Source organism: Vibrio sp. V42_P2S4T144, assembly GCF_009904715.1.
GTDB lineage: Bacteria > Pseudomonadota > Gammaproteobacteria > Enterobacterales > Vibrionaceae > Vibrio > Vibrio alginolyticus.
Genome location: NZ_WXWS01000558.1, coordinates 1 through 9,607, shown reverse-complemented (window position 1 = coordinate 9,607; position 9,607 = coordinate 1). Strand labels below are relative to the sequence as shown.

9 protein-coding genes are annotated in these 9,607 nt (G+C 45.0%); 7 read left to right on the top strand and 2 right to left on the bottom strand.

The genetic code is table 11. The features are described 5' to 3' along the window. On the bottom strand, positions 1 to 1,330 hold a 1,330-nt coding region (locus tag CAG68_RS18650), incomplete at its 3' end, for a glycoside hydrolase family 2 protein (RefSeq protein WP_443083884.1). A 303-nt stretch (positions 1,331 to 1,633) separates the two neighbouring features. Here CAG68_RS18650 and CAG68_RS18645 point away from each other — a divergent pair. After that, a complete protein-coding gene (locus tag CAG68_RS18645; protein WP_005373846.1) occupies positions 1,634 to 3,220 on the top strand; it encodes a BCCT family transporter in 1,587 nt (528 codons plus the stop codon). A gap of 62 nt (positions 3,221 to 3,282) precedes the next feature. Here the strand turns inward: CAG68_RS18645 and CAG68_RS18640 are convergent, their stop codons facing one another. Next, positions 3,283 to 4,011 carry a UTRA domain-containing protein gene (locus tag CAG68_RS18640; protein WP_047102767.1) on the bottom strand — a complete coding sequence of 243 codons (729 nt, stop codon included), beginning with the start codon at positions 4,009 to 4,011 and terminating at the stop codon, positions 3,283 to 3,285. 210 nt (positions 4,012 to 4,221) lie between these two features. Between CAG68_RS18640 and CAG68_RS18635 the strand changes: the two genes are divergently transcribed. From CAG68_RS18635 to CAG68_RS18610, 6 genes are read left to right on the top strand one after another with little or no spacing between them, the layout of a single operon-like run. Then, entirely contained in the window at positions 4,222 to 5,289 is a 1,068-nt protein-coding gene (locus CAG68_RS18635) for an ABC transporter substrate-binding protein (RefSeq protein WP_047102768.1), read from the top strand. 12 nt (positions 5,290 to 5,301) lie between these two features. Then, complete coding sequence (locus CAG68_RS18630; RefSeq protein WP_005373854.1) at positions 5,302 to 6,126, top strand: alkaline phosphatase family protein; 825 nt, start codon at positions 5,302 to 5,304, stop codon at positions 6,124 to 6,126. After that, entirely contained in the window at positions 6,123 to 7,013 is an 891-nt protein-coding gene (locus CAG68_RS18625; protein ID WP_047102769.1) for an ABC transporter permease, read from the top strand. Before CAG68_RS18630 ends, CAG68_RS18625 begins: the two co-directional genes overlap by 4 nt. Positions 7,014 to 7,015: 2 nt before the next feature. Beyond that, positions 7,016 to 7,804, top strand: a complete 789-nt coding sequence (locus tag CAG68_RS18620) for an ABC transporter permease (protein ID WP_017633567.1) — start codon at positions 7,016 to 7,018, stop codon at positions 7,802 to 7,804. Continuing rightward, the gene (locus tag CAG68_RS18615; protein WP_161441494.1) at positions 7,801 to 8,820 is read left to right on the top strand and encodes an ATP-binding cassette domain-containing protein; all 1,020 of its coding nucleotides are present in this window, start codon (positions 7,801 to 7,803) and stop codon (positions 8,818 to 8,820) included. The genes CAG68_RS18620 and CAG68_RS18615 overlap by 4 nt, the downstream gene beginning before the upstream one ends. A gap of 2 nt (positions 8,821 to 8,822) precedes the next feature. Beyond that, the gene (locus CAG68_RS18610) at positions 8,823 to 9,482 is read left to right on the top strand and encodes an HAD family hydrolase (RefSeq protein WP_017633566.1); all 660 of its coding nucleotides are present in this window, start codon (positions 8,823 to 8,825) and stop codon (positions 9,480 to 9,482) included. Positions 9,483 to 9,607 lie beyond the last annotated feature (125 nt).

Genomic DNA, 9,607 nt, shown 5'->3' with positions numbered 1-9,607 from the left:
GGTTGAGGCGATCGTAGTTAACCGTGTATTTGACTTTACTGCGCTTAGATTCGTCATACCAACCAATAGCTCCAATCACTTCATTGTCACCACACCAAAGTGCGATTGATGGGTGCTCCTTGAGCCTCGGGATTTGGAATCTAAGTTCTTCTTCTACCTCTTTTAAAAACTCGTCGTTTGATGGGTACAACGAGCAGGCGAACATCATGTCTTGCCACACCAACAAGCCAAGTTCATCACAAAGGTTATAAAAGATTTCACTCTCGTACTGACCACCGCCCCATACGCGAATCATGTTCATGTTGGCGTCAACCGCACTTTGCAAAAGGTTGCGATAACGTGTTTCGCACTCTCGCCCCGGCATTGCGTCAATAGGGATCCAGTTGGCACCTTTAGCATTAATCGGTACGCCATTGACGATAAATTCCATTGCAGAGCCGTGCTCATCAGCTTGATTATTTAGAGTTAGCTGACGCAAACCAATGTTGTGCGTTAACTTTTGCTCTCTGCAAGAAATGGTAATGGGATAGAGATACGCTTCGCCATAACCCGATGGCCACCAGCGTTGAGGCTCCAAAATGTGGAACTGGCAATGATAGTGACCACTTCCTTTTGTTTGAATACATTGACGCTCACCATTAAATTCAACCATCATTTCATGGCGTTCACTGTCCGTTTCCACTTCAACTACTACATCAAGAAACACACTCCCATCGGCTTGCCATTGCTGCTCTGTCGAGAAGCCTTTGAGCCAAAGCTCATTCACAATGTCGATTTGAATGGGGTCGTAAATACCCGATACCATCAAGCAAATGCCCCAGTCCCATCCGGAATGGCATTGTGTTTTGCGGATCAAGTTCATGTGTGGAATTTGGTTGTTGCCCATTGCCGATGGAATAGGAAATGGCAGTTTTTTTGCTCTTGCGATACCTTCTAAATCCACCCGAGCAAACTCAACCCGAATCGTGTTAGTACCTTGCTTTAAATGCGGTTTAATATCCACACGTTGCTGGGTAAACATGTTGCTGCAAGTTAGTGCTAACTCACCATTAACATAGAAGGTTGCCAATGTATCGACACGAGTTAGCGTCATCCAAATTTGCTTGGCAGACAACGTAAACGCGTCGACGTCAAACTCACGTGAGATATGCCACTCACACTCTTCAATCCATCGAACTTTGTTTTCATTATCGGCAAAATAAGGATCTGGAATCTGCTCTGCTTGTAAAAGCGCCGACACATTATCGCCCGGAATAAACATTGGAATTTCAAGATTGGGACGCTGTGGCGAGGTAAGCATCCACTGCCCGTTAAGTTCGAAGTGAGCCATCGAGTTAAACCTTAGCTTGGGAAAAACATGTTTTCTCAATGTAATCCTGATAATTCCATGCAAAAACAAGGGAAATGTTAATTACATACGAAATGCGGTGCATTTCACGTAAAAACTCTTTCTTTTGATCTCTACCCAAAAATCAGCAACTTGGCTAACCTGTTAAAAATTAATCGAAATCTAAGGTTATATTTGCAACTTCGACATGTTAACATCATCGGCTTTTTGAACATCCTCACACTTTTCGTTGAAACGATGTGAGGGGAAATGCACGGCTTCATAGCCCTAAAAAGCGAAGTAATTATGTCAAATATGACGAATGCCGCCTCCCACACAGCGCCTATTCAGGATGCTGACTATTCTGCTATTCATCCCCCATCTTTACTCAAGCGCCTCGAACTCACCAATCCTGTCTTTTGGTTAAGTGGTAGCTTCCTCACTCTATTCGTTTTACTTGCTCTAACGAATACCGACTCTCTAACCGCAATGGTTAACACCGGCTTCGGCTTTGCTACTAAATATTTCGGAGCTTACTGGCAAGTACTGCTTCTTCTGAATTTCCTAATTGGTTTGGCTCTTGCGTTTGGTCGCACTGGTTATGTGCGCCTAGGTGGTCTAGCGAAACCTGATATTGATAACTTTAAGTGGTTGTCAATCGTACTCTGTACTCTACTTGCAGGTGGTGGTGTGTTCTGGGCCGCTGCTGAGCCTATCGCGCACTTTGTGACTGCTCCGCCTCTATACGGGGAAGCCTCACCGAAAACTGCCGCAATCAATGCCCTATCTCAGTCTTTTATGCACTGGGGCTTCTTAGCTTGGGCGATCCTTGGTGGTCTATCTTCCATTGTCTTAATGCACTTGCATTACGATAAAGGCCTGCCTCTTAAACCGCGTACTCTGCTTTACCCTGTGTTTGGTGATAAAGCCATTAAAGGCTGGATTGGTGATGTTGCTGACGCATGTAGCATCATTGCAGTAGCAGCAGGAACCATCGGTCCTATCGGCTTCTTAGGTTTACAAATTAGCTACGCGCTAAATTCATTGTTTGGCCTGCCAGATACGTTCGTAACGCAAAGTATGGTTATTATGGCGGCGATCCTGATGTATACCCTTTCCGCACTGAGCGGTTTGAGCAAGGGTATTCAAATCGTCAGTCGTTACAACATCATTTTGTCTGTACTGTTAATTGGTTACATCCTGTTCTTCGGGCCGACAAGCTTTATCGTTGATGGCTACGTGCAAGGCGTTGGCCGTATGGTGGATAACTTCTTCCCTATGGCACTTTACCGTGGTGATACAGGGTGGCTAAGCTGGTGGACAGTATTCTTCTGGGGTTGGTTTATCGGTTATGGCCCAATGATGGCGATCTTTATTGCTCGTATCTCTCGTGGTCGTACAATTCGCCAATTAATCATGTCTATTAGCATAGCGGCACCGCTGATTACTTGCTTCTGGTTTAGTATCGTTGGTGGCAGTGGCCTTGCGTTTGAACTTGATAACCCAGGTTTGATTTCATCTGCGTTTGAAGGCTTTAACTTGCCTGCAGCACTGCTAGCGATTACTGGTGAATTACCTTACCCTATGATCATTTCGGTTCTGTTCCTGATCTTAACGACAACATTTATCGTGACGACGGGTGACTCGATGACTTACACAATCAGTGTAGTGATGACGGGCTCAACAGAACCAAACGCAGTGATTCGCTCGTTCTGGGGGCTGATTATGGGTATTGTCGCTATTGCGCTTATCTCAATGGGCTCTGGTGGTATTTCTGCATTGCAGTCTTTCATTGTGATTACCGCCGTGCCTGTGTCTTTCATTTTGCTGCCAAGCATTTGGAAAGCACCCGGCATTGCAAGCAGAATGGCGAAAGAGCAAGGCCTCGTTTAAACCGCCTCTCTAACCAATATGCGAAAAAGAGCCCTTCATTGGGCTCTTTTTAATTCTGCGCTTTATCCTACGCTATCAATGCGAATCATCACTGCGTCTGGACGCCAATACTCGAATTCGCAGTCCATTAAATGCCCATCTTGTTTGTAGTTTACCCGCCGAATTTTCAGAACGGGTTGTCCTTCGGCCAAGTTCAACGCTTTAGCGACATGAGCAGGTGCTGACGTTGGAATCACATCAAAACGAGAGCGCTTTGTTTCGTAACCATACTTCTCACGATAAATGCCCGTCAGGGACATGGTGAGGTTCTCAGACAATATACCCTCAAACAGTGCCGCTTTGAGCACGTTCTCAACAAACAATACCGCTCGCCCATCAATAAAACGTAACCGTTCAATTACATAAATTGGGGTAATTCGCTCCACCTCTAACGATTTGGCATACTCACCTGCGGCCATTTCACTTCGCACGTTGAGTAACTTAGTTTCTGCAATACGATGCTGCTCTCGAATCATCTGATGGAAGTGAGAACGAGACAACGGGTTGTAACAGATACGCTCAGGAGATACATACCAACCCCGGCGCTCTTCTCGATAAATAAGGCCTTCAGTTTCTAAAGACACCAACGCATCTTTGATAGTGATTCGAGTTGTAGAAAACAGCTCACTGAGCTCTCTCTCTGACGGCAGTTTTTGTCCTTCCGACATGATGCCGGAAAGAATCTGCTGTTTTAAGCTGCTTCTAATTTTTCCTAATTGGGTACCAAATTGTCCGGTGCCTGTCACTCTCATTCTGATCTAGTCCAACGATAATTTGACGAATAACATAAGGCGTTTACGTAACAAAAATATGACATTAATCAACAGAACACATACTGAACGTATGAAATATAAGTGCCATATAAAATCAGCAAAACTGTCAAATTACTTGCGCTAAATCGTCACATTCCATCCATAGCATACAAAGCGAACTTACTGACCTAGTCCAGAAGGATGGAGACAATGAAAACTTTGCTAAGTCGTTCAATTACCGCACCAGCGGCAATCATTGCGGTAACGCTCGCTGCGCCAACAGTAGCGAAAGAAGCCGATGTTGAATCTTTGGTAGCAGCAGCACAAAAAGAAGGGGCGGTTTACAGTGTGGGTATGCCTGACAGTTGGGCAAACTGGAAAGACACTTGGGCTGATTTAAAGTCAAATTACAACCTTAAGCACCAAGACACGGATATGAGCTCGGCTCAAGAAATCGCAAAATTCGAAGCTGAGAAGAAAAACGCGACCGCAGACATTGGTGACGTAGGCTTTGCCTTCGCACGTGTAGCGGTTAAAAAAGGCGTCACTCAGCCATATAAACCAACAACTTGGAATGACATCCCAGATTGGGCAAAAGACGAAGATGGTCATTGGGCACTTGCTTACACTGGCACTATTTCTTTTATCTCCAACAATAACCTCGTAAAAGACGCGCCAAAAACGTGGGATGACCTATTAAAAGGCGACTACAAAGTGACCGTAGGTGACGTAGGCGTAGCAGCACAGGCAAACAACGCGGTTCTCGCCGCAGCGTTCGCCAACGGTGGGGACGAATCCAACCTCAAGCCTGCGCTCAAATTCTTTTCTGAACTCGCGAAGCAAGGTCGTCTTTCATTTACCGATCCGAACATCGCCAACCTAGAAAAAGGCGAAGTGGAAGTGGCGATCATGTGGGACTTCAATGCATTGAACTACCGCGACAAAATTGACCGCGACCGCTTTACAGTGAGCATTCCTCAAGATGGCTCTGTGATTTCTGGTTATACAACCATAATCAATAAATACGCGAAGAACCCTAATGCAGCAAAGCTTGCTCGTGAATACATCTTCAGCGATCAAGGGCAAATCAACTTAGCAGAAGGTTATGCGCGTCCAATCCGCACCAACATCACACTGCCTCAAGCAGTGCAAGACAAGCTAATTGCTAATGACCAATACAGCAATGTTCACCCAGTGACTGACTTCTCAGCTTGGGAAAAGTCCGCACGTAAGCTGCCACGTCAATGGCAAGAAAGTGTCTTAATCCACCAGCAATAAGAGTAAGTCGTTATGAGCAATAAGGTCATCCTTGTTGTTCTAGATGGACTGAACTATCAGGTAGCCCGTGATTGCATGGGCTACCTCAATGGTCTTCTAGAACAAAGTCGTTCCCAACAAGAAACTCGCGCAACGCTTTATCCTGTGCAGTGTGAGCTGCCCTCTATGTCTCGCCCACTTTATGAGTGCATTTTAACGGGCGTTCGCCCTGTAGAAAGCGGCATCGTAAACAACAATATCGTTCGTCTATCCAAACACGATTCCATTTTCAGTTTGGCAAAAGCCCAAGGAAAAGTGACCGCTGCGGCTGCCTACCACTGGGTAAGTGAGCTTTATAATCGCGCGCCATTTGAACCTGTTCGCGATCGTTTCACGCATGATGAAACCCTGAATATCCAGCACGGCTGCTTTTACCATTGGGATCATTATCCTGATGAAGCCTTGTTCCTGGACGCAGAGTATTTACGCCGCAACTATCAACCTGATTTCTTACTGATCCATCCGATGAATATCGACGATACAGGACATAAGTTTGGCCTAGACTCTCGCCAATACCGCAATTGTGCGCGAGGTGCAGACATTATTCTTTCCAACTACATCGATCAATGGCTTGCTGATGGGTATCAAATCATTGTGACCAGCGATCATGGCATGAACAACGATCTTTCTCACGGTGGGATTTTACCTGAAGAGCGAGAAGTTCCCCTGTTTGTCATTGGTGATAAGTTTACCCATCAAGATTGTCATATTAAGCAAACTGATATTTGTGGCACCGTTTGTCAATTGCTAAACCTTGACCACACGAAGCCATACACTCAGGAATTGTTAGCACTATGAGCAGTTCAGTCCTCTCCCCAAGCTCCAGCGAATCACGCTCAAATTTGGCAAGTACTTGGTTAAAGCGCTTTAAGCCAGCCATTTGGTTGGTGCCTTTCGCGCTGTTTTTCTACCTATTTCAACTCGCACCGATGATTTGGGTACTGTTAAACAGCTTTATCTACGATGGCGAGTTTGCCTTCGATAACTACATTGAAGTGCTCGACTCCGCCTTTATGATGCAGGCGTTTGGCAACAGTTTGTGGTTAGCTGTATGGTCGAGCATTTTTGGCTTAGCCATTGCGACTCTGTTGGTCTCTTCTCTACGCAGAGTCGATTCTAAAGTCCGCGACGGTGTGATTGCGTTTACAAACATGAGCAGCAACTTTGCAGGCGTACCTCTGTCATTCGCTTTTATTATTATTTTGGGCACCAATGGGGCGATTACCCTTTTGCTCAAGCAGTATGGCTTACTCGGTGATTTCGACCTTTATGGTAAATGGGGCCTGCTGGCCATTTACATCTACTTCCAAATCCCGCTGGCGGTGTTGTTGCTCTACCCTGCGTTCGACGCGTTGAGTGATGATTGGCAAGCAGCAGCTGCGCTACTGGGAGCCAAAACATCACAGTATTGGGCGAAAATCGCTCTGCCAGTGCTCTCACCAGCCTTATTCGGTACCTTTATTATCTTAATAGCCAACGCAATTGGCGCTTATGCGAGTGTTTATGCGCTGACCTCCGGTAACTATAACGTCATCACAATTCGAATTGCGAGTCTGGTATCGGGAGACCTGTTCCTTGAACCTAATCTCGCCGCTGCAATTTCAGTGATTCTAATGGCGTTACTTGCCTTTATCACAGTGATTAACCAATGGCTCATTTCGAAAAGCTATGCAGGTAGGAAGTAGTCATGAACAACGTTAATACTCGATTCCATAAAACGGTGGTTTATTCCATTGTTGGGATCATGCTCATCCCGATTTTAGCGACCTTTGTCTATTCGCTTTCATCACGCTGGGGTGCCACGGTGCTTCCAGATGGTTTCACTTTTGATTGGTACGTTAAATTGCTGACCGACCCACGCTTTTTGCAAGCGTTTGGGCGTTCGCTGTTTATTTGTATTGCTTCGCTAACCCTCAGTGTGCTTCTGGTTCTGCCAGCGATATTCGTGGTGTTTTACTACTTTCCGAAGCTCGATAAGCTCATGAACGTATTGATTTTGCTACCATTCGCTGTACCACCAGTGGTGTCCTCCGTCGGCTTGCTTCAACTTTATGCTGACAGTGAAATCTCCCTTATCGGTACTCCTTGGATTCTAGTAGGTACTTACTTCACCATCGCGTTACCGTTCATGTATCGTGCGATTTCTAATAGCTTCGAAGCAATTAACCTTAACGATTTAATGGACGCTGCACACTTGCTAGGGGCAAGCACAACCAAAGCGTTTTTGATGGTCATTTTACCTAACCTCAAAAAAGGACTGATGGCATCGCTTTTCCTTTCATTTTCATTTCTATTGGGAGAGTTTGTGTTCGCCAATATTTTAGTCGGCACACGTTATGAAACCCTGCAAATCTACTTGTATAACATGCGTCAGACGAGCGGCCACTTTACGTCTGCCTTAGTGATGACCTACTTCCTATTTATTTTTTTACTGACTTGGTTGGCAAGTCGTTTCAGCCGAGGAGTCAAACAATGAGCTACGTAACAGCGAAAAATCTGACTAAACGTTTTGGTGATAACACCGTATTTGAGGACATTCACTTTAACATCGAGCAAGGTGAATTCATTACGCTTTTAGGCCCTAGCGGTTGTGGTAAATCGACACTACTTCGCAGCCTTGCTGGGCTTAACCCTGTCGATGGAGGCGAGATTTGGGTAAACGGAGAAGATATCACGCATCAAGTCCCGCAAGAGCGTGGTATTGGGATGGTCTTTCAATCGTATGCGCTGTTTCCCAATATGACCGTCGAAGGCAACATTGCATTTGGCTTAAAAATGAAAAAGCTTGCGAATGATGATATTCGACGTGAAGTGGCTAAAGTCATCAAACTGGTGGATCTGGCAGGTAAAGAAAAACACTATCCGCATCAACTTTCTGGCGGTCAGCGCCAGCGTGTCGCACTCGCTCGAGAGTTGGTGGTGAAACCTCGCATATTATTGCTTGATGAACCACTTTCTGCGCTTGATGCCAAAATCCGCAAACACCTTCGTCAGCAAATCCGAGATATTCAGAAAGAGATGAATCTCACCACTATCTTCGTAACTCATGACCAAGAAGAGGCGATGATTATGTCTGATCGTATCTTCCTAATGAGTAAAGGAGAAATTGTTCAAGCAGGAACACCTGAAGAAATCTATACTCATCCTGCTAACGAGTTTGTGGCCGGTTTCATGGGGCACTACAACCTTGTAGAGGCCAATAAAGCCAAGCAACTCTTCAACATTGATACCGAATGGAAAGTGGCGATTCGCCCAGAGTCTATATATGTAAAAGAGCAAGGTCGTCAATATGATAGCCACATCTCAGCGCCACAAGTAGGTACGATCATCAACCACCAGCTTCTAGGTAATGTTATTCGCTATCAAGTGAACGTTGAAGAGTGTGAGCTCACTGTTGACTTGCTTAACCGCTCTTCAGAACGCTTACTAGCGAATGGCAGCCAACTAGAGCTACTCTTTAACCTAAACGAAATTCAACCAGTGAGAGCCTAAACATGTCCAAACCTTTGTATGTTTTTGATATGGATGAAACCCTAATAAACGCTGACTGCGCAATGATTTGGAACGAGTTTATGGTTGAGAAAGGCATCGCGACTGATCCTTTATTTATTATGGAAGATCAGCGTCTAATGGCCTTGTACTCTGAAGGCAAAATGGACATGGAAGATTACCTAGCGTTCTCCATGAAGCCACTAGAAAACATGCCGATTGAAGAAGTAAACGCCTTGGTTGAAGAATGTGTTGAAAGCCATATTTTGCCTAAACAGTTCCCTCAAGCCAAAACCCTGATTGAGCAACTGTCTCGTGATGGTATAGATATGGTTATCATCTCTGCCAGCGTCACTTTTTTGGTGGAAGCCGTTGGTCGCCGTCTTAATATTCCAACCGCACTCGGAATTGATTTAATCGAGAAAAACAACCGTTATACTGCTGAAATCGACGGTATCCCGAGTTATCGTGAAGGCAAAGTCACGCGATTAAAACAGTGGCTAGAAAATCAGCCTGAGCCTTATTCCGAAATCCATTTCTATACCGATTCAATCAACGATTTACCGCTTTGTGAATACGCGAACTACGCTTATCTGGTAAATCCATGCCCACAACTAAAAGAACACGCCAACAGACCGAATTGGAGTGTGTTAAGTTGGGGGTGATATAGCCTCACAAGACCGTTCTTCCTAAGTAAATACTTTTCTATTTGTTCAAAGAGCAGTTCTTTCTGCTCTTTTTTACTTCTCTTCATCACAAATTAATCACTTGATTAAATACTGATTAATTT